The sequence below is a fragment of the Pseudomonas sp. NY11955 genome (genome assembly GCF_048068035.1).
GTDB lineage: Bacteria > Pseudomonadota > Gammaproteobacteria > Pseudomonadales > Pseudomonadaceae > Aquipseudomonas.
In genome coordinates, this window is sequence record NZ_JBLUPS010000001.1 from 476,443 (window position 1) to 496,285 (window position 19,843).

At 63.2% G+C, this 19,843-nt stretch carries 14 protein-coding genes; 1 reads left to right on the forward strand and 13 read right to left on the reverse strand.

The window, feature by feature from the left end; translation table 11 throughout:
- Positions 1–8: 8 nt before the first annotated feature.
- The 10 genes from hemE to pilM all read right to left on the reverse strand — a co-directional run bounded on the left by hemE (position 9) and on the right by pilM (position 14,569).
- Positions 9–1,073: a uroporphyrinogen decarboxylase gene (gene hemE, locus ACNFBR_RS02085; protein WP_051099567.1), complete on the reverse strand. Its 1,065-nt coding sequence runs from the start codon at positions 1,071–1,073 to the stop codon at positions 9–11.
- 191 nt (positions 1,074–1,264) lie between these two features.
- Positions 1,265–2,683 (reverse strand): FAD-dependent oxidoreductase, encoded by a 1,419-nt coding sequence (locus ACNFBR_RS02090; protein ID WP_003249156.1) that lies wholly within the window; start codon positions 2,681–2,683, stop codon positions 1,265–1,267.
- 106 nt (positions 2,684–2,789) lie between these two features.
- On the reverse strand, positions 2,790–7,235 hold the full coding sequence (gene gltB / locus ACNFBR_RS02095) for a glutamate synthase large subunit (protein ID WP_416733475.1): 4,446 nt from the start codon (positions 7,233–7,235) through the stop codon (positions 2,790–2,792).
- 373 nt (positions 7,236–7,608) lie between these two features.
- Positions 7,609–9,222: an AAA family ATPase gene (locus tag ACNFBR_RS02100; RefSeq protein WP_416733476.1), complete on the reverse strand. Its 1,614-nt coding sequence runs from the start codon at positions 9,220–9,222 to the stop codon at positions 7,609–7,611.
- Between the two features lie 15 nt (positions 9,223–9,237).
- Positions 9,238–10,335, reverse strand: a complete 1,098-nt coding sequence (aroB, locus tag ACNFBR_RS02105) for a 3-dehydroquinate synthase (RefSeq protein WP_041166613.1) — start codon at positions 10,333–10,335, stop codon at positions 9,238–9,240.
- A gap of 97 nt (positions 10,336–10,432) precedes the next feature.
- A complete protein-coding gene (gene aroK, locus ACNFBR_RS02110; protein ID WP_025340956.1) occupies positions 10,433–10,951 on the reverse strand; it encodes a shikimate kinase AroK in 519 nt (172 codons plus the stop codon).
- Between the two features lie 4 nt (positions 10,952–10,955).
- Positions 10,956–12,218 carry a type IV pilus secretin PilQ gene (locus ACNFBR_RS02115; RefSeq protein ID WP_416733477.1) on the reverse strand — a complete coding sequence of 421 codons (1,263 nt, stop codon included), beginning with the start codon at positions 12,216–12,218 and terminating at the stop codon, positions 10,956–10,958.
- On the reverse strand, positions 12,142–13,143 hold the full coding sequence (locus ACNFBR_RS02120) for a pilus assembly protein PilP (protein ID WP_416733612.1): 1,002 nt from the start codon (positions 13,141–13,143) through the stop codon (positions 12,142–12,144). Before ACNFBR_RS02120 ends, ACNFBR_RS02115 begins: the two co-directional genes overlap by 77 nt.
- Positions 13,144–13,154: 11 nt before the next feature.
- Positions 13,155–13,691 carry a PilN domain-containing protein gene (locus tag ACNFBR_RS02125; RefSeq protein ID WP_416733478.1) on the reverse strand — a complete coding sequence of 179 codons (537 nt, stop codon included), beginning with the start codon at positions 13,689–13,691 and terminating at the stop codon, positions 13,155–13,157.
- On the reverse strand, positions 13,688–14,569 hold the full coding sequence (gene pilM / locus ACNFBR_RS02130; protein WP_416733479.1) for a type IV pilus biogenesis protein PilM: 882 nt from the start codon (positions 14,567–14,569) through the stop codon (positions 13,688–13,690). The genes ACNFBR_RS02125 and pilM overlap by 4 nt, the downstream gene beginning before the upstream one ends.
- A gap of 181 nt (positions 14,570–14,750) precedes the next feature.
- Between pilM and ACNFBR_RS02135 the strand changes: the two genes are divergently transcribed.
- Positions 14,751–17,201 carry a penicillin-binding protein 1A gene (locus ACNFBR_RS02135; protein WP_416733613.1) on the forward strand — a complete coding sequence of 817 codons (2,451 nt, stop codon included), beginning with the start codon at positions 14,751–14,753 and terminating at the stop codon, positions 17,199–17,201.
- Between the two features lie 152 nt (positions 17,202–17,353).
- On the opposite strand, the gene ACNFBR_RS02140 is transcribed toward ACNFBR_RS02135, so the two are convergent.
- The 3 genes from ACNFBR_RS02140 to rpmE form a co-directional block, all read right to left on the reverse strand.
- Positions 17,354–18,622: a malic enzyme-like NAD(P)-binding protein gene (locus ACNFBR_RS02140; protein WP_416733480.1), complete on the reverse strand. Its 1,269-nt coding sequence runs from the start codon at positions 18,620–18,622 to the stop codon at positions 17,354–17,356.
- 178 nt (positions 18,623–18,800) lie between these two features.
- Positions 18,801–19,622 (reverse strand): thermonuclease family protein, encoded by an 822-nt coding sequence (locus tag ACNFBR_RS02145; RefSeq protein WP_416733481.1) that lies wholly within the window; start codon positions 19,620–19,622, stop codon positions 18,801–18,803.
- Between the two features lie 2 nt (positions 19,623–19,624).
- Entirely contained in the window at positions 19,625–19,840 is a 216-nt protein-coding gene (gene rpmE, locus ACNFBR_RS02150; protein WP_012274639.1) for a 50S ribosomal protein L31, read from the reverse strand.
- Between the last annotated feature and the right edge of the window lie 3 nt (positions 19,841–19,843).

Below are 19,843 nucleotides of genomic sequence, written 5' to 3' on the forward strand. Positions count from 1 at the left end.
TGATCAGTTCACTGATGGTACTGCGCCGACAGCTCATGCACGGCGTTGATGAACACACCCGCGTGTTCCGGGTCGACCTCCGGGGTAATGCCGTGGCCCAGGTTGAACACGTGGCCAGTGCCATGGCCGTAGCTGGCCAGAATGCGCGCCACTTCCTGGCGGATGGCCTCGGGCTTGGCGTACAGCACGGTTGGGTCCATGTTGCCTTGCAGTGCCACTTTGTCACCTACGCGGCGGCGGGCGTCGCCGATCTCGCAGGTCCAGTCCAGGCCCAGCGCGTCGGCGCCAGCTTCGGCGATGCTTTCCAGCCACAGGCCACCGTTCTTGGTGAACAGGATGACCGGCACCTTGCGCCCTTCGTGCTCGCGGATCAGGCCACTGACGATCTTGCGCATGTAGGCCAGGGAGAATTCCTGGTAGGCCGCCGCCGACAGGTTGCCGCCCCAGGTGTCGAAAATTTGCACAGCTTGGGCGCCGGCCAGGATCTGGCCGTTCAGGTAGCTGGTCACCGACTGGGCCAGCTTGTCCAGCAGCAGGTGCAGGGCTTGCGGGTTGTCGTAGGCCATGGCCTTGGTCTTGCGGAAGTCCTTCGACGATCCGCCTTCGACCATGTAGGTGGCCAGGGTCCACGGGCTGCCGGAGAAACCGATCAGCGGCACGCGGCCATTGAGCTCACGGCGAATGGTGCTGACCGCGTCCATCACGTAGCCGAGATCTTTCTGCGGGTCGGGGATCGGCAGAGCCTCGATGTCGGCCGGGGTGCTGATGACCTTCTTGAAACGCGGGCCTTCACCGGTTTCGAAGTACAGGCCCAGGCCCATGGCATCGGGGATGGTGAGGATGTCCGAGAACAGGATCGCTGCGTCCAGCGGGTAGCGGTCCAGCGGCTGCAGGGTGACCTCGCAGGCGAACTGCGGGTTCATGCACAGGCTCATGAAGTCGCCGGCCTTGGCGCGGCTGGCGCGGTACTCCGGCAGGTAGCGGCCGGCCTGGCGCATCATCCATACCGGGGTGACGTCTACGGGTTGCTTGAGCAGTGCACGCAGGAAACGATCGTTCTTCAGGGCAGTCATGTCGGCATCCGGAAAAATAGTGCGGGCATTTTCTCAGACGCCAGCGCAAAAGGCACGGCCATGGCCATGCGTTTTGTCTATTGGATGCCACAGATCAAGCGTTTTTGTATACAAAAGATTCGCGGGCAAGCCCGCTCCCACAGGTTATACGCCAAACCTGTGGGAGCGGGCTTGCCCGCGAATAGGCCGGATCAGACTTCCAGATAGTCCAGGATGCCTTCAGCAGCAGTACGCCCCTCGAAGATCGCCGTCACCACCAGGTCCGAACCGCGCACCATGTCGCCACCGGCGAACACTTTCGGGTTGCTGGTCTGGTGCTTGAACTTGCCCTTCTCCGGTGCCACCACGCGGCCCTGGCTGTCCAGCTGGATGCCGTGCTGCTCGAACCACGGCGCCGGGCTCGGGCGGAAGCCGAAGGCGATCACCACGGCATCGGCCGGCAGTATCTCTTCGGAACCTGGGATCGGCTCAGGGCTGCGGCGGCCACGGGCATCCGGCTCACCCAGGCGAGTCTCGACCACTTTCACGCCTTCGACCTTGTCCTCGCCGACAATGGCGATGGGCTGGCGGTTGTAGAGGAACTTCACGCCCTCTTCCTTGGCGTTTTTAACCTCTTTGCGCGAACCTGGCATGTTGGCTTCGTCACGGCGATACGCACAGGTCACTGCCTTGGCGCCCTGGCGGATCGAAGTGCGGTTGCAGTCCATCGCGGTGTCGCCACCGCCCAGTACCACCACCTTCTTGCCCTGCATGTCGACGAAGTCTTCCGGCGACTTCTCGAAGCCCAGGTTGCGGTTGACGTTGGCGATCAGGAAGTCCAGCGCGTCATGCACGCCCGGCAGGTCCTCGCCCGGGAAGCCGCCTTTCATGTAGGTGTAGGTCCCCATGCCCATGAACACCGCGTCGTACTCGGCGAGCAATTGCTCCATGGTCACGTCCTTGCCCACCTCGGTATTCAGGCGGAACTCGATGCCCATGCCGGTGAAGACTTCGCGGCGGTTGCTGAGCACGGTCTTTTCCAGCTTGAACTCGGGGATACCGAAGGTCAGCAGGCCGCCGATTTCCGGGTTCTTGTCGAACACCACCGGGGTTACGCCAGCGCGCACCAGCACATCGGCGCAGCCCAGGCCGGCCGGGCCGGCGCCGATGATGGCGACGCGCTTGCCGGTTGGCTTGACCTTGGACATGTCCGGGCGCCAGCCCATGGCGAAGGCGGTGTCGGTGATGTACTTCTCCACCGAACCGATGGTCACTGCACCGAAGCCGTCGTTCAGGGTGCAGGCACCTTCGCACAGGCGGTCTTGCGGGCAGACACGGCCGCACACTTCCGGCAGGGTGTTGGTCTGGTGCGACAGCTCCGCCGCCGCCAGGATGTTGCCTTCGGAGACCAGCTTCAACCAGTTGGGGATGAAGTTGTGCACCGGGCACTTCCACTCGCAATACGGGTTACCACAGCCCAGGCAGCGGTGTGCCTGCTCCACGGACTGCTGCGGCTTGAACGGTTCGTAGATTTCCACGAACTCCTTCTTGCGCTGGCGCAGCAGCTTTTTCTTCGGGTCCTTGCGGCCCACTTCGATGAACTGGAAGTCGTTGTTCAGACGTTCAGCCATTTTTCAAAACCTCTTTACCGCAGTTGCCAGCCTCAGGCTGCAAGCTGCAAGACGATCACTTGAGCACGACGGGCCCCGCGCACGGGGCCGTCACTTGCAGCTGTTCTTACTGCGGGTTGGCACGGGTGCTGGACAGCAGCTGTTTCAGGTTGGCTGCCTTTGGCTTCACCAGCCAGAAGCGCCGCACGTAGTCGTCCAGGTTCTCCGAGAGCTCACGCCCCCACTCGCTGCCGGTCTCTTCCACATACTCGCCAAGGACCCGCGCCAGGTGGCTGCGGTAGGCTTCCATCGCCTCACCACTGATGCGCTGGATTTCCACCAGCTCATGGTTGAGTTTGTCGACGAAGGTATTGTCCATGTCGAGCACGTAGGCGAAGCCGCCAGTCATGCCAGAACCGAAGTTGTAACCGGTCTTGCCCAGCACGCAGACAAAGCCGCCGGTCATGTATTCACAGCAGTGATCGCCAGTGCCCTCGACAACAGCGTGGGCGCCGGAGTTACGCACAGCGAAGCGCTCGCCCGCGGTACCCGCGGCAAACAGCTTGCCGCCAGTGGCACCGTACAGGCAGGTGTTGCCGACGATGGCGCTGTGCTGGGTTTCGAACGGGCTACCGGCAGGCGGCACGATGGTGAGCTTGCCACCGGTCATGCCCTTGCCGACGTAGTCGTTGGCGTCGCCTTCCAGGTGCAGGTTCAGGCCGCCTGCGTTCCACACGCCGAAGCTCTGGCCCGCTGTCCCCTTGAAGCGGAAGGTGATCGGCGCCGCAGCCATGCCTTGGTTGCCGTGCAGGCGGGCGATTTCGCCCGACACGCGCGCACCGATGGAACGGTCGCAGTTGCAGATGTCGAGGTTGAATTCGCCACCGGCCTGGTCGCGGATGGCCGGCATGGCCATTTCCACCATCTTCTCGGCCAACTCGCCCTGGTCGAACGGTGGGTTCTTGTCCACTTCGCAGAACTGCGGCTTGTCAGCCGGAATGTGCGAGCTGCCCAGCAGCGGCGACAGGTCGAGGTACTGCTGGCGCTCGGTGTCGCCTGGCAGTACGTCGAGCAGGTCGGTACGGCCGATCAGTTCGCCCAGGCTGCGCACGCCCAGCTTGGCCAGCCACTCACGGGTTTCCTCGGCCACGAAGGTGAAGAAATTGACCACCATGTCGACGGTGCCGATGTAGTGGTCCTTGCGCAGCTTGTCGTTCTGGGTGGCTACGCCGGTGGCGCAGTTGTTCAGGTGGCAGATGCGCAGGTACTTGCAGCCCAGGGCGATCATTGGCGCGGTACCGAAGCCGAAGCTTTCGGCGCCAAGGATGGCCGCCTTGATCACGTCCAGGCCGGTTTTCAGGCCGCCGTCGGTCTGTACCCGAACCTTGCCGCGCAGGTCGTTGCCGCGCAGGGTCTGGTGGGTTTCGGCCAGGCCCAGTTCCCAAGGGGCGCCGGCGTACTTGATCGAAGTCAGCGGGGAAGCACCCGTACCACCGTCGTAGCCCGAGATGGTGATCAGGTCGGCATAGGCCTTGGCCACGCCAGCGGCGATGGTGCCTACGCCAGCTTCCGCCACCAGCTTGACCGAAACCAGTGCCTGCGGGTTGACCTGCTTGAGGTCGTAGATGAGCTGGGCCAGGTCTTCGATCGAGTAGATGTCGTGGTGCGGCGGTGGCGAAATCAGGGTCACACCCGGCACCGCGTAGCGCAGCTTGGCGATCAGGCCGTTGACCTTGCCGCCTGGCAGCTGGCCGCCCTCACCGGGCTTGGCACCCTGGGCAACCTTGATCTGCAGCACTTCGGCGTTCACCAGGTATTCCGGGGTCACACCAAAGCGGCCGGTGGCCACCTGCTTGATCTTGGAGCTGCGGATGGTCCCGTAGCGCGACGGGTCTTCACCGCCCTCACCGGAGTTGGAACGCGCACCCAGGCGGTTCATGGCCTCGGCCAGCGCCTCGTGGGCTTCCGGCGACAGGGCACCCAGCGAGATACCGGCGGAGTCGAAACGCTTGAGGATGGCCTCCAGCGGCTCGATCTGCTCCAGCGGCAGCGGCTGGTCAGCCACTTTCACTTTCAATAGGTCGCGGATCATCGACACCGGGCGAGTGTCGACCAGCGCGGTGTATTCCTTGAACTTGGCGTAGTCGCCCTGCTGCACGGCGGCTTGCAGGGTATTGACCACGTCCGGGTTGTAAGCGTGGTACTCGCCACCGTGGACGAACTTCAGCAGGCCACCTTGCTGGATCGGCTTGCGCGCGCTCCAGGCTTCGGCCGCCAGCAGCTTCTGGTCGCTTTCCAGGTCTACGAAGCGTGCACCCTTGATGCGGCTGGACACGCCCTTGAAGCTCAGGCCGACCACTTCCTCGGCCAGGCCGATAGCTTCGAACAGCTGGGCGCCGCGGTACGAGGCGATGGTGGAGATACCCATCTTCGACAGGATCTTCAGCAGGCCCTTGGAGATGCCCTTGCGGTAGTACTTGAACACTTCGTCCAGGTCGCCCAGCACTTCGCCGGTACGGATCAGGTCGGCCAGCACTTCATATGCCAGGTACGGGTAAACGGCCGAGGCACCGAAGCCCAGCAGCACGGCGAAGTGATGCGGGTCACGGGCGGTGGCGGTTTCCACCAGGATGTTACTGTCGCAACGCAGGCCCTGCTCGGTCAGGCGGTGATGCACCGCGCCAACGGCCAGCGAAGCGTGCACCGGCAGCTTGCCTGGGGCAATGTAACGGTCGCTCAGCACCAGCTGGGTCTTGCCCGCGCGCACAGCCTCTTCGGCCTGGTCGGCGATGTTGCGGATGGCCGCTTCCAGGCCGACGCTCTGCTCATAGTTGAGGTCGATCAGCTGACGGTCAAAGCCTTCGCGCTCCAGGTTCATCAGCGAGCGCCACTTGGCGGGCGAGATGACCGGCGAGCTGAGGATTACCCGCGACGCGTGCTCCGGGGACTCCTGGAAGATGTTGCGCTCGGCACCCAGGCAGATTTCCAGCGACATCACGATCGCTTCGCGCAGCGGGTCGATCGGCGGGTTGGTCACCTGGGCGAATTGCTGCCGGAAGAAGTCGTACGGCGAACGCACGCGCTGCGACAGCACGGCCATCGGCGTGTCGTCACCCATCGAGCCGACGGCTTCCTGGCCCTGCTCACCCAGCGGGCGCAGCACCTGGTCACGCTCCTCGAAGGTGACCTGGAACATCTTCATGTATTGCTTGAGCTGGTCAGCATCATAGCTGGCCACGCCCTGGTCGTCGGTCAGCGTCGCCTGGATACGCGTAGCGTGCTGACGCAACCAGCGCTTGTACGGGTGGCGCGACTTCAGGCGGTTGTCGATGGCGTCGGTGTCGAGGATCTGGCCGGTTTCGGTGTCCACTGCCAGGATCTGACCCGGGCCGACACGGCCTTTGGCCAGCACTTCTTCAGGCTGATAGCCCCATACGCCGATTTCCGAGGCGATGGTGATGTAGCCATTGGTGGTGGTCACCCAGCGCGCCGGGCGCAGGCCGTTGCGGTCGAGCAGGCACACCGCGTGGCGGCCTTCGGTCATGACGATACCGGCCGGGCCGTCCCACGGCTCCATGTGCATGGAGTTGTATTCGTAGAAGGCGCGCAGGTCGGCGTCCATGGTCTCGACGTTCTGCCAGGCTGGCGGCACCAGCATGCGCACGCCGCGGAACAGGTCGATACCACCGGTGACCATCAGCTCCAGCATGTTGTCCATGCTCGACGAGTCGGAACCGACGCGGTTGACCAGCGGGCCGAGCTCTTCGAGGTCGGGGATCAGGTCGTTGGCGAACTTGGTGCGACGGGCCATGGCCCAGTTGCGGTTGCCGGTGATGGTGTTGATTTCGCCGTTGTGGGCGAGGAAGCGGAACGGCTGCGCCAGCGGCCATTTCGGCAGCGTGTTGGTGGAGAAGCGCTGGTGGAACACGCAGATCGCGGTTTGCAGGCGCTCGTCACCCAGGTCTGGATAGAACGCCGCGAGATCGCGCGGCATCATCAGGCCTTTGTAGATGATGGTCTTGTGCGAGAAGCTGCAGATGTAGTGGTCGGCGTCGTGGGCGTTGGCCACGGACGAACGGCGACGGGCACTAAACAGCTTGATGGCGAATTCCTGATCGCTCAGGCCTTCACCGCCGATGAACACCTGCTCGATCTGCGGCAGGCGCTCCAGGGCCAGGCGGCCCAACACGCGGGTGTCGATTGGCACTTTGCGCCAGCCGACCAGCTTCAGGCCGGCAGCAAGGATCTCGCGGTCCATGTTGGCGCGAGCAGCTTCGGCTTTGACCGGGTCCTGGTTGAAGAACACCATGCCGACGGCGTACTGCTTGGGCAGTTCGACGGCAAAGTGCTCCTGGGCCACGGCACGCAGGAATTGATCGGGCTTCTGCATGAGCAGACCGCAACCGTCACCGGTCTTGCCGTCGGCGTTGATGCCGCCGCGGTGGGTCATGCAAGTCAGCGCCTGCATGGCGGTTTGCAGAAGGTGGTGGCTCGGTTCGCCCGTCATATGGGCGATCAGGCCAAAACCACAGTTGTCCTTGAATTCTTCGGGATGGTACAGACCTGTTTTCATAGACACATTCTCACCAGGTTCACCTCTCAACGGAGGTAAATCTCTTTTTTAACAACCACTTACCATCCACGCCGATCAAACGCCAGCTTTTTTGCGGTGGCCATGGAAAACCATTGTTGCACAGCGACAGCGATGCCCACAAATTTTCATGTCTCACCACTGAAAATTTATGTCGCAATTTTGAATGTTTTTGCACCATGCGCCGTGATAGCGGCTTGGCTCGAGTCTGAAGCGTTTCAGCCATGACTGCAACTAGGGGCTTGTGGCCGGCAGTCTGGGACAGAAAAGCCTGCCGCGCTCGGGCGCAGCAGGCTAGTCGAAAGCTAGAATTCGCTTAGCTACTGGGCGGCGGGGTGATGCCGCCCGGAAGGTATCAGCGGGCCGTGGCCAGCTCTTGTTGGACGCTGGCGACGGTACGTGGCCAAGGTTTACCAGCCTGGACCTTCGCTGGCAAGTTCTTGATTGCCGCAACCGCTGCGTCGCGGTTGGCGAAGCTGCCATAGGTGACTACGTAGAGTGGCTTGCCCTGCAGGTTTTTCTTGAAGTAGCGATAGTCGCCACCCTGGGCTTTGACGTATGCCTGGGCCGAAGCTTCGGAGCTGGTGCCGAGGATCTGCACCACGTAATTGCCTGGCTTCTGCCCGGCGTACCAACCACCGCTGCCACCGCCAGCGGCCGCTGGTTTCTCGGCAGGTTTGGCGGCCGGCTTGGCCACGGCGACCTGGGTCGGCGCGGGAGCAGGCTTGGCAGGCGCAACCGGCTTGACGGGCTGGGTTGCAACAGGTTTTGGCGCAGGCGCAACCGGCTGCACAGGCTGGGCAGGCACACTGGCGACTGGCTGAGCAGGTGCGGGTGCCGGGCCAGCCGGCACACCTTGCGGCGGCGCGATGGTAGTCACGGTGGGGGGTGGGTTGCCAGGCTGCAGGGCAGTATCGCCGGCCGGGCTGCCTTCTTCACCCTCGCCCATGCCTGCGGCCTGGGCCAGCGGCTCGCGCATCACCGGCTGCGACTGGCCAACCAGCGGCAGCGGCATGGGTTGGGACGAGCCAGAGAACTCGATGGCGGCGCCCTGCTTGCCGTCGCCCAGCGGCAACTGCGCCTGGGCGGCTGGCGCTTCGGCGGGGGCCTTGTCGCCTTTCTTGGGCATCAATACCGCGGCCGCAACGGCGACCACGACCACAGCGGACAGCGCGAGCACATGTTTTTTAGGCATCTTGAACCCCATGGATGGTCGCTTGGCCGTCGAGCGGCTGGCGATCATGGCTTCGATCAAAGTGTCACGGGCGACCTGGTTGATGTTGCCAGGCCAACCGTCGGAGTTTTCATGGATATCGACGATCTGTTCACGGCTGAACACCTCGATGCCCCGGCCGGCGCCTTCCAGGCGCTGCTCCAGGTACTCGCGGGTTTCTTCCTCACTGTAGGGGGCAAGCTCGATGATGTGGAAGCGTTCTTCCTCGACATTGAGCTCGTCCAGCCCGGCAATCAGCGATGGCTCACCGAACAGGAACACGTGCGGGCGCCCTTCCGGTACCCCCGCCGCCAATTCCAGCAACGCTTGGAGTGCCGACTCGTCGAGTTGTTCCGCATCGTCCACCAGCAAATACACTTCCAGCCCGGTCAGTGCCAGCTGCACCACCTTGGACAGGATCGCCTGCATTTCGGGCTGGGCCACATCCAGTTCCTGCGCGACCTGGGCCAGCATGCTGGAGGCATCGCTGGCGCTGCGGCCGGACACCACCACGCTTTGCACAGCCTGTTTGTTGGTGCTGGCCACCAGGGCCTGGCGCAGCAGCGACTTGCCGCTGCCCAGCGGGCCGCTGACCACCAGCATCAACTGGCTGTAGCGCGCCAGGTGGTGCAGTTGGCCGAGCACGGGCTTGCGCTGGGCCGGGAAGAACTTGAAACCGGGCACGCGGGGCGCGAACGGATCGTGGCTCAACTGGTAATGGTCGAGGAAGGCCTCATCGGCATGCAAACTGGTCATTGCGCTGTCACAACCTCAAAGCTGGGCCACGATCGCGCGGTAATCCGCCGACAGCGTGGCCTGTAGAATCTCTTTCGAATAGTCGTCGGTCACCACGGCCTCGCCCATCTGGCGCAGCAGCACCAGACGCAGACGACCGTCGAGCACCTTCTTGTCGACCGCCATGTGCTCCATGAAATGCGCCGGGGTCATTTCCTGTGGTGGCACCACCGGCAAACCTGCATCCTGCAACAGGCGGATACCGCGATCGCGCTCAGCCTGGTCGATCCAGCCAAGGCGCATGGACATTTCCAGGGCCATCACCGTGCCAGCCGCCACGGCTTCGCCGTGCAGCCACACGCCATAGCCCATGTGGGTTTCGATGGCATGCCCGAAGGTATGCCCCAGGTTCAGCGTGGCCCGCACGCCGGACTCGCGTTCGTCGGCGCCCACCACTGCGGCCTTGGCCGCGCAGGAGCGGCGGATGGCTTCGGTCAAGGCTGCCGAATCGAGGGCGCGCAAGGCCTGCATATTGTCTTCGAGCCAGGCGAGGAACGGTTTGTCGCAAATCAGGCCGTACTTGATCACTTCGGCCAGGCCGGCGGACAGTTCGCGCGCGGGCAGGGTCTTGAGGCTGGTGGTATCGATCAGCACCGCATTAGGCTGATAGAAAGCACCGACCATGTTCTTGCCCAGCGGGTGATTGATACCAGTCTTGCCGCCCACCGAAGAGTCGACCTGCGACAACAAGGTGGTCGGCACCTGGATGAAGTCGACACCGCGCTGGTAGCAGGCGGCAGCGAAGCCGGCCATGTCGCCGATCACGCCGCCGCCCAGGGCGACCACGGTAGTACGACGATCGTGGCGGGCCGTGAGCAGGCCATCGAAGATCAGTTGCAGGGTTTCCCAGTTCTTGTGGGCTTCGCCATCGGGCAACACCACCGGCAGTACCGAGTAGGCACCCAGGGTCTTGCTCAGGCGTTCGAGATACAGGGGGGCGACGGTCTCGTTGGAAACGATGGCAACCTGCCGGCCGGCAATGTGCGGCGCCAGCAGTTCGGGCTGGTCCAGCAGGCCTTCGCCAATGTAGATCGGGTAGCTACGCTCGCCCAGGTCGACCTTTAGTGTCTGCATGTATCCCCACAATGTACTTGGGCGCGGTGCCATTCGGGCAGCCTGCGCGGTAACGTTGAACCTCGCCTCGGCGCTGGTGGCCGAGAATAGTCCCGGGTTAACGGGGCGGCAACTGCTGCAAGCGCTCGAGAATATCGATCACCACCATGCGTGGCGGCCGCTCATCGGTTTCCACGACCAGGTCGGCGATCTCGCGGTAGAGCGGGTCGCGGGTTTCCAGCAGGGCACGCAATGTCGCTTCGGGGTTGGCGGTACGCAGCAGCGGGCGGTTGCGGTCGCGCGCGGTGCGGCCCACCTGCTGCTCCACCGAAGCATGCAGGTAGATCACCCGGCCACCCTGGTGCAGCGCCTGGCGGTTGGCTTCGCGCATCACCGCGCCGCCGCCGGTGGCCAGGACCACGCCGTCGAGCGCGCACAGCTCGGCGATCATCGCTTGCTCGCGATCACGAAAACCCGGCTCGCCTTCCTTGTCGAAAATCCACGGGATGTTGGCGCCGCATCGCAGTTCGATTTCCTTGTCGGAATCCTTGAACAGCAGGCGCAGCTCTTTGGCCAATAGGCGTCCAATGGTGCTTTTACCAGCGCCCATGGGCCCCACAAGTATCAAATTTCGCACAGAATCAACGACTCACAGCAATCGCCTGGTCACTCATGATACGCGGAGTCAGGAAGACCAGCAGCTCGGATTTTTTCTCTTGTAATGCATCGCGTCGAAACAGCCGCCCAACATACGGCAGATCGCCGAAAAATGGCACCTTGTCGACCACATTGTTTTGCGAAGTCGAGTAAACGCCACCAATCACGATCGTTTCGCCGTCGGCCACGCGAACCTTGGCATTGACCTCGTTCTTGCGGATTGGCGGTACATTGTTCAAGGCATTGACGTAATCCGGCTCGTCCTTGGTCACCCTGACGGTCATGATCACCTTGTTGTCCGGGGTGATCTGCGGAGTCACCTCCAAGGACAGCGAGGCTTCGCGAAACGATACCGAGGTGGCGCCGCTCTGGCTGGTTTCCTGATAAGGCACCTCGGTGCCCTTGAGGATCCTCGCCGTTTCCTTGTCCGCCGTGACTACCTTGGGCTGCGAAATGATCTCACCGTTGCCGCTCTTTTCCATGGCGCTGAGTTCGAGATCGAGCAGCACGTCCCCGCGCAGCAATCCAAGGCCGATACTGCTGCCGGCTCGCTCGACGCCAAGGTCGACGAACAGTTCCTTGGCAGGCCGCAATCTATCGCCGTATAGCGGGCCACCCCAGCGCACCCCGAGGCTTTTCTCGTAATCGACGTTGGCCTCGACGATACGCGCCTCAATCGCTACCTGGCGCACCGGCACATCCAATTGCGCCACCAGTTGCCGCAACTCGGCCAAGCGGTCGGCTGGCTGGTACACCACCAGGGTATTGGTGCGCTCATCGACACTCAGGCTACCCGCGAGGACACCGTCACCCGCCAGGCTCGCCTGCAGCAGCTCCGCCAACTCGGCAGCCTTGGCGTGGTGAATCGGCAGCAGCTCCCGACGCAAAGGCTGCAACTGCGCATCCAGCGTTTGTTCTGCCCGAATGTCGGCTGACTGCGCGGCGAGTTCGGCCGCAGGCGCCACCAGCAGCACACTACCCTCCTGACGCCGGGCCAGGCCCTTGCTGCGCAGCACCAGGTCCAGCGCCTGATCCCATGGCACGTCCTGCAAACGCAACGTGACGCTGCCTTGCACCGCATCGCTGGCAACCAGGTTAACCCCGGCATAGTCCGCCAGCACCTGCAATACCGCGCGCACCTCTACGTCCTGAAAGTTCAATGACAGGGGCTCACCCTGATAAGGCGACGCCGACGCCAGCGGGATCGACAGCAGGGTTGCCAGCAGGCAGTTCATCCACGTTTTCATTCTGCTCCGGGGCCTCCTTGCCCAGACGTTTGGCGAGGGTGATGAACGTCGTGCGTTCGTGCCATTCCCCCGCCATGAACAGCCGCTCACGCACTTCGACCTGATACTGGTCGATGTGCCTCACCACCCCCTGATCGCGCCCTACCCGGTCACCCGGGCGCACGCGATAAAGCCTGCCAGCCACCATCAGCAGAGCTTCGTGTGCCGACCCACGCGCCAGGCTGCCGACCATTTCCAGCCGGGCCAGCGGCACACTGACCAGCCCCGTGCCGGCCAAACGCGCCGACGTAGGGGCAAATGGGTCTACTGCAGGCGCAGCCATTGCAGCCCTGGCGGGCATGCGCGCCAGCATCGCGGGTGTTTTCATGGGCGCCGGCTCGTCAAAGGCATCAACCCGCAGCTGCAGCCGCAGCAGCCCAGGCTGGCGATCAGCGGCAGTCAGGCTCATATCACCGCTATGCAGCACACGCGCCTGCCCCAACCAATCGTCCAGCCACAGCCTCAAGGCCGGGTAACGCCCAACCACTTGCAACGCCAGCGATACTCTGCGCAAGCCAGCTTGTTGCTCGCCCTCATTGACATCAAGGCGCTCGACCAGCAGACCATGCGCGTGCCCCGACACCGTCAGGCGCTCAAGCAGGTCACTCATGCTCTCCCCGGCAGCCAAATGCCAGTGCGCCTCCTGTAGCCGCTGTTCGGCGGCCACCACAGAAGCCTGCAGCCGCTCCAGTTCGACCAGGCGCGCTTCACTGGCCGCCTGCAGCCGGTTCAACTCGGCATGCCGAGCATCCTCCTGCGCCTGCTGATGTAACACTGCCGGCAGACGCATCGCGCAGCCCAGGCTGAACAGCACAACGGCTACCAACACCGGCGCCAGCCGTCCGAGGTGGCCGGAATGCTCGGCCACAGCCAGCCAAGCGAGCAGCCGCGCCGTATTCACGACCAGACCGCCGAAACGCGCGCGGTCAGTAGAAACTCATCGCCGCCCGACAGGCTTTTGATGCCCTTGAGCTCCAGGTCGAGCAAAACGCTCGAACGGTTCAGATCGCGCATGAACTGCGCAACCACAGCACCGGACGCCGCCAACCCGACCACCCGCAAGCGGCCATTTTCCAGGCTGAGATCAAGTAGTTGCACACCTTCGGGCAACGCCCCCTCAAGGTCAGCGAACATACTGGCCAATACCCCCTGATGGGCGCGCAAGCCTTCCAGCGCAGACGCCTGGGCAAGCAGCGCGTCATGCTGCGCAGGCACATCGGCCAGCAGTTGCAGCTTCTCGTCCAGCACCTCAAGGGCCGCTTGGCGCTGGGCATTGGCCAATGCCTGCTGGTGTCCGCGCTGGCGAGCCAACTGATCGACCAGCGCCAAGGCGCACAAGCCCAGCAGTGCGCCAGCAATCAGTTGGCCGCGAAAACGCCGCAGCGCAGCCTGACGCTGCCGTTCACGCCAGGGCAGAAGGTTCAAGCGCATCATAGGTGCATCCCCCCCAGGGCCAAGGCACAGGCCAGGAGCATCGAACCATCGACATGCTCCAGCCCCGTCAAGCCGGGCAAGTGCCTGCATGGCACGTTCAGCCGATTGCCAAGGCCCTGCAGCCAGCCTGGGTCGATCGACAAGCTGCTGCTGACCCACAACGCCGCAGGCAGGTGCTGTTCGGCAAGCAGCGCCTGCAAACGCTCTGGCAATAGCTCGGCTAGCTCCGGGCCAGCCGCTGGTAATTCACGGCGCTGGTACACCCGGCCCGGCAGCCAGTCATAAAGGGTCACGCTGTGGGGTTCGACACGCAGCAACGCCGAACCCTCCAGTTCGCCCTGTGGCAACATGCGGCACAGGGCAATGTTGTCGACTTCGACAGCCTCCAGCTGCAAGCCCGCCTCCTCGACCACCGATTCAAGTGACGCCAGCGCACTCTGCCGACAGGCCGCGACCATCACCTCGGAGCAGCCCGGCTGAACGCTTGAAGCCCCCAGAACCTGAAAATCCAGGGCCAGGTCTTCCAGCGGGAACGGAAACAGCCGCTCAGCATCGGCCAGCAACCGCGCCTCCAACTGCCCCCCAGTCTGTTCCGCTGGGAGGTGACACAGTTTGCAAATGACCTGGCTGGCCGGTAGCGCCAGCGCTACACGGCGCTGGCTAAGGCCGCTGCGGCGGTAGGCACGCTGCAACGCAGCCGCCACCACACCGGGCTCTGCTGCCCATTCATCACCCAGCGGTGGCCGAAACGTTTCTTGTGCCGACCCCACCACCCGCCAGCGCCGATTGCGCTGCTGCAGTTGCAGCATCCGAACGGCATCGGGGGCAATTTCCACCCCCACGAGTGAACCGGCATCCTTGCCGAAGCGTCCAAGCATCTCGACTTCCCTGCTGTCTGTGGCAACCCCGCGGCAACACTGGGCCGGGGCCACCCATCGAGGCGACGGGTAGCCTGGCCGGTAACCCGGAGAGGCGAAAAAATGCTTATAATGCCCAGCGTTTTTTGGTCCGCCGGACCTGCGTGCAATCCACTCCCAACCTGGACACCGAAAAGCCTTGATACGTCTGCTGAAGTTCTTCTGGTGGTCTTCCGTCGCAGTCATCTGCGCGCTCGTACTCGGTGTGAGCGGTGCGTTTCTGTATCTTAGCCCCAGCCTGCCCTCGGTCGAGTCCCTCAGAAGCGTCCAGTTGCAGATCCCCCTCAGGGTGTACAGCAGCGATGGCAAGCTGATTGCCGAGTTCGGCGAAATGCGCCGCTCGCCGATCCGCTTCGCGGAAATTCCCCCACAATTCATTCAGGCGCTGCTGTCAGCCGAGGATGACAATTTCCTCAATCATTACGGCGTCGACCCCAGCAGCCTGATGCGCGCTGCGACCCAGCTGGTGAAAACCGGGCATATCCAGACCGGCGGCAGCACCATCACCATGCAGGTGGCGAAAAACTTCTTCCTCACCAGCGAACGCAGCTTCTCGCGCAAGACCAACGAAATCCTGCTGGCCCTACAGATCGAGCGCGAGCTGACCAAGGATGAAATCCTTGAGCTGTACGTGAACAAGATCTACCTGGGCAACCGCGCCTACGGTATCGACGCAGCGGCACAGGTGTACTACGGCAAGTCGATCCGTGACGTGAGCCTGGCGCAGATGGCGATGATCGCCGGCCTGCCCAAAGCCCCGTCGCGTTTCAACCCGCTGGCCAACCCGGTGCGTGCCAAGGAGCGACGCGACTGGATCCTCGGCCGCATGTACAAACTGGGCAAGATCGACCAGGCCAGCTACCAGGCCGCCCTGGCCGAGCCGCTCAACGCCAGCTACCACGTGCCGACGCCTGAGGTGAATGCCCCCTACATCGCCGAAATGGCCCGTGCCGAAATGGTCGGTCGCTACGGCAGCGATGCCTACACCGAGGGCTTCCGCGTCACCACCACGGTGCCCAGCGACATGCAGGAAATGGCCAACAAGGCCGTCCTCAACGGGCTGTCCGATTACGACGAGCGCCACGGCTACCGCGGCCCTGAAGCACGCTTCCCGGGCCGCACCCAGGCAGCCTGGCTGCAGGAACTGGGCAAGCAACGCACCCTTGGCGGCCTGGAGCCAGCCATCGTCACCCAGGTGGAAAAAACCGGCCTTGCAGTACTGACCCGCGATGGCCAAGTGGCGCATGTTGCCTGGGACACCATGAAATGGGCGCGCCCATTCATCAACAGCAACGCCCAGGGCCGCTCACCGCAGTCTCCGGCCGACGTGGCCCAGGTCGGCGACCTGGTGCGCCTGCAACGCCTGGAAGATGGCAAGCTCAAGTTCAGCCAGGTGCCCGGCGCACAGAGCGCACTGGTCACCCTCGACCCCTACAACGGCGCCATTCGCGCCTTGGTCGGTGGCTTCTCGTTCGAGCAGAGCAACTACAACCGTGCCATGCAGGCCAAGCGCCAGCCGGGTTCGAGCTTCAAACCGTTCATCTACAGCGCCGCGCTCGACAGCGGCTACACCGCCGCCAGCCTGGTCAACGATGCGCCGATCGTGTTCGTCGACGAGTCGGTGGATAAAGTGTGGCGACCGAAGAACGACACCAATACCTTCCTCGGCCCGATCCGCATGCGCGAGGCGCTGTACAAGTCGCGCAACCTGGTGTCGATCCGCCTGCTGCAGGCCATGGGCGTGGACCGCACCATCGACTACATCGCCAAGTTCGGCTTCAACAAGCAGGACCTGCCGCGCAACCTGTCCCTGGCCCTGGGCACCGCCACCCTGACCCCGATGGAAATCGCCACCGGCTGGAGCACCTTTGCCAACGGCGGCTACAAGATCACTCCGTACCTGATCGACCGCATCGAAAGCCGCAGTGGCGAAACGCTGTTCACCTCCAACCCGGCCCGCGTACCGCAAGGTGCCGAGGACCAGGCGGGCCTGGCCGCACCGGAACAGCCAATCAGCACCGCAGCCATGCCAGGCGAGGCACCGCCTGCCTTCAGCCAGGTGGCCGCTGCACCGCAAGCGCCGGCAGTAGCCGAGCAGATCATCGACGGGCGTACCACCTACATCCTCACCAGCATGCTGCAGGACGTGATCAAGCGCGGCACCGGTCGACGGGCATTGGCCCTGGGCCGCACCGACCTGGCGGGCAAGACCGGTACCACCAACGAATCCAAGGACGCCTGGTTCTCGGGCTACAACGCCGATTACGTAACGACCGTGTGGGTCGGTTTCGACCAGCCGGAAACCCTGGGCCGCCGCGAATACGGTGGTACGGCGGCACTGCCGATCTGGATGAGCTTCATGGGCGCGGCACTCAAGGACAAGCCGGCGCATACGCCAGCTGAACCGGAAGGCATCCTCAGCCTGCGTGTGGACCCGGTCAGCGGCCGCGCCGCCTCGCCGAGCACACCGAATGCCTACTTCGAACTGTTCAAGGCCGAAGACTCGCCGCCATCGGTGGACGAACTGGGCAATGGCGCAGCACCGGGCAGCCCGCTGCCAGCTGATGAAGCGGCGCCGATGGATCTGTTCTGAAGCAGGGTGCCTGACACAGGTTTTGCGTGGGGGCGTCAATCGAGCGCCGCCCATGTCACGACAAGCCCCTGGCAGCCCTGAAACATTCCCACGGCCTAACAAAAAAGCCCCGGCTCAAGAGCCGGGGCTTTTTATTGTCGCAACAGCGGTAATCAGCCGTTGAACACGTCATCCACGCTGGTCAGCGGGTAGTGCTTCGGATACGGCAGGGTAGCCACGCCGGATTCGATGGCAGCCTTGGCCACAGCATCGGAAACAACGGTGATCAGGCGTGCGTCCAGCGGTTTCGGAATGATGTACTCACGGCCGAACTCCAGGCCTTGAACGCCGTAGGCTTCGCAAACTTCCTTCGGCACTGGCAGCTTGGCCAGGTCTTTCAGGGCGATAGCGGCGGCGATCTTCATTTCTTCGTTGATGCGCTTGGCGCGAACGTCCAGGGCACCACGGAAGATGAACGGGAAGCCCAGTACGTTGTTGACCTGGTTCGGGTAGTCGGAACGACCGGTGGCCATGATCACGTCGCTGCGAGTGGCGTGCGCCAGCTCTGGCGAAATTTCCGGATCCGGGTTCGAGCAGGCGAACACGATCGGGTTGGCAGCCATCGACTTCAGGCCTTCTGGGCTCAGCAGGTTCGGGCCGGACAGGCCTACGAACACGTCAGCACCGTCAAGGGCGTCAGCCAGGGTACGCTTGTCGGTAGCGTGGGCGAACTGCGCCTTGTACTGGTTCAGGTCGTCACGGCCAGCGTGGATCACGCCGCTACGGTCGATCATGTAGATGTTCTCGACCTTGGCGCCCATGCTCACCAGCAGCTTCATGCAGGAGATGGCGGCAGCGCCGGCACCCAGGCAGACGATCTTGGCGTCTTCCAGCTTCTTGCCGGCGATTTCCAAGGCGTTGATCATGCCGGCGGCGGTAACGATGGCGGTACCGTGCTGGTCATCGTGGAACACCGGAATGTCGCACTGCTCGATCAGGGTGCGCTCGATCTCGAAGCACTCAGGTGCCTTGATGTCTTCAAGGTTGATGCCACCGAAGGTGATCGAAATACGGCGAACGGTGTCGATGAAGGCTTGTGGGCTTTCCGACTCGACTTCGATGTCGAATACATCGATACCGGCGAAACGCTTGAACAGAACACCCTTGCCTTCCATGACTGGCTTGGAAGCCAGTGGGCCGAGGTCACCCAGACCGAGGATGGCGGTGCCATCGGAAATCACCGCAACCAGGTTGCCTTTGCCGGTGTATTTGTAAGCCAGCTCTGGATCACGGCCGATTTCGCGCACCGGCTCTGCAACACCTGGGCTGTAGGCCAGGGCGAGGTCACGGGCGGTGGCAGTGGGTTTGGAGAGCTCGACGCTCAGTTTCCCCGGACGAGGTTGAGCGTGATATTCGAGAGCGGCGGTTTTCAGGTCTGACATGGTGGGCATTCCGCTATTTACTGTTCTGACGGACCGCCGAGGATACGCAAAGAGCCGGGGAGCCACAAGACTGGTCGGTCACTTGTGTCAAGGCCTTTAGCCTACGACTTTACGCTATAACCCACGGGGGCATACGGCTCACAGTGTGTACAATCCAATAGCGAAATGTCTACATCTTTTAGCCTGAAATTCGCTCCAACATGCTCGGATCGGTCAATGGCAACACCCAGCGTCGCTGCCCAGGCTTGAGGCCACCCCTGCGGGAACGATCCAGCACCCAACCACGCGCCTCGACCTGGCGTCCCTTGAGATTATCGAAGAAGCTGGCGGGGAAGTTGCGCTGCAGACGAGCGGGAACCTGTAGCACCACAGCATCGTCCATGGTCAGCCAGACCCCGCCACGGTTGCGCTCGATGCTGTTGATGCGGCCGCCGATTACCGCAAAGCCCGACTGCCTGACAGCACTGGCAGGCACCACGGGCGAACGGCGCCACAGGCCTTTGCCCGTCTTGCGCGCCGCTTGCTCAGCACGCTGCTGGCAGCCGCTGAGGCGCACATTGGGGGCAACCGCCACGTGGTAACCCAGGCCTTCGCCGAGCAACTGTGCTTCCAGATTGTTGCCATTACGGCCATAAATATGTGCCAGTGTGCGGCCGTATTTGTCCTTGGGCTCAACGCCAGGCACCAGCCCGACACGCCCGTCACTGGCCTGAACCAACGCCTGCAGGCGCCGCTTGGCAGCCTCGGCATATGCCTCGCTGGTGCGCCCTTTGCGGCCGATTTCCGGTGCGTTGATGCCAATCAGCCGCACACTCCGGCCATCGGCCAGCCGCAGCGTGTCGCCATCGACCACCTGCCGCACCACTACCCACGTGGGCTTGTCCGGCGGCGGGCAGAACGCCAGGGCCGGGAAATGCCAGATAACGCCCACAAAAAAGGCGCCCACAAGGGGCGCCTTCTTCAGCAACAACGCGAAGCCCGAAGGATTCGCCATGCGCATGATTACTTCTTGGTACCGAACATACCGAAGCGGTCGGCGAACTTCTGTACGCGACCACCGGTGTCCAGGACTTTCTGCTTACCGGTGTAGAACGGGTGGCACAGGTTGCAAACGTCGATCGACAGGACATTGCCCAGGGTCGAACGGGTTTCGAACTTGTTGCCGCAGCTGCAGGTGACTGCAACTACTTCGTAGTTCGGGTGGATACCTTCTTTCATGGT